The 1,633-nt window shown below is 33.1% G+C and carries 1 protein-coding gene; it reads right to left on the bottom strand.

The genetic code is table 11. From position 1 onward, the window contains the following. Positions 1–428: 428 nt before the first annotated feature. On the bottom strand, positions 429–929 hold the full coding sequence (locus ACIQXQ_RS20770) for a shikimate kinase (protein ID WP_402876150.1): 501 nt from the start codon (positions 927–929) through the stop codon (positions 429–431). Between the last annotated feature and the right edge of the window lie 704 nt (positions 930–1,633).

Here is a 1,633-nt window from a genome sequence, read left to right as displayed (position 1 = left end):
AGCTCTTCAGCGCCGATGGTAGTTGGGGGTTTCCCCCTGTGAGAGTAGGACGCCGCCAAGCCATTTCAAGGTCAGCCACTAGGCTGGCCTTTTTTTGTTTTTAGTAAATCCTTTTACCTTCTCAGCCAGACAGTAGAAGAAGACCGTAAGGTCTCGAAATCGCGGAGAATACATGGCTAATTCATTTTCTTTATATATTTTCTAATAACTTATTGGCTCGTTTTTATAAATGGTATGGGAATGCGGTGGGATATCCGTTGATTTTTCCTGGAGAGTTAGCATTCAGAAATGGCTCCTAAACCATCATCCATTTAAAATGGTCTCTTCTTTCCTAACATCGTGAAAAGCTGTGATCTCATTTGTGAATCATTTTTATTCAACAATAAAAAAGATGATTGGCTAGACTGAGCCAATCATCTTTTTAAGTATTAAAGTGGTTCGTGAATCTCCCAAGCAACTTTTAAAGAATCTACTATGAAATCTGCTACTTCATCAACATCCAAGTTATTTGTGTTCACTTTTGAATGATGATAGGAATAAACTTCTTGTCTGGTTTTAAAAAGGTCTTCAATTTCTTCTAGGCTTTTACTTTGCAAGACCGGTCTACTATCAATAAGTAAGCTAATTCTTTCTTTCCAATAGTCCCAAGATAAATCAAGGTAAAATACTATGCAATTGGAGAGGCATATATCTCTTATATCCTCTTGTAAAAAGGCCCCGCCTCCTAAAGAAAGTATTTTTAATTTTTGCTGGCTGAACCGTTCAATTACTTCCTTTTCTTTTTCACGAAAAGTCTTTTCCCCGAACTTCTTGAATATTTCAGTCGTGGGCATATTAAATTCTTTTTCGATTTCTTGGTCTATATCAATAAAGTCCCTATATAGTTTTTTAGCGACTTTTTGGCCTATTGTAGTTTTACCTACTCCCATAAAACCAATAAAAACGATACTTTGCAACCTCAAAGATGTATCTTTATTAACCACTTATGAATTCCTCTCCCCGCTAGATTACAATGATTTAAAGTAGTTTTCGATTTTTAAAAATAATTTCATTATAGTACATGTTGGTAGAAATGTAAAAATATTATTTAAATATTTGGAAAACTGATCAATTGATTTACCCTCATTCCTAATAATAGAAGGAATGGTCGATAATTAATAGTCCATGCTTTAATTTGTATCATTAATTTTATAATGAGAAGAGTAATGATAGGATCCAACTCATGCTGTGCAATTGTGGATATTAATTAACGGATATGGTCATAAAAGAAAAAAACGAAAATACATTGACTTTGATGACAAAAAGGATTAATATAAATAAGCACCAAGTCAGTCAAACAAAAATTTCATCAACTTCTGGCAGATTGCTTGAAGAAATAAACAGTAAAAACTATTGACTTCTTATAATGAAAGTGATAAGATGAATTAGTTGCTGCTAACACAGTGACTAAAAAATAAGTTAAAAACTTCGTAGAAGTTGACAACTAATTGATAGTGTGTTATGATGGATTAACAAGTTGTTCTAACGAAAAACGAGATAAATTGCTCTTTGAAAACTGAACAAAACAAAGCGCCAACGTAAATTTTGAGTGAGCACACACTATAAAAAAAGCAAAATGAGCAAGTCAAACATT

Origin of the sequence: Peribacillus sp. NPDC097198, assembly GCF_044762055.1 — a bacterium.
GTDB lineage: Bacteria > Bacillota > Bacilli > Bacillales > DSM-1321 > Peribacillus.
This window is presented reverse-complemented; position numbering and strand designations above follow the sequence as displayed.

Bases quoted from the DNA above. Each gene is read 5' to 3' on its own strand.
- ACIQXQ_RS20770 (WP_402876150.1), bottom strand. From the start codon at position 929: ATGGGAGTAGGTAAAACTACAATAGGCCAAAAAGTCGCTAAAAAACTA.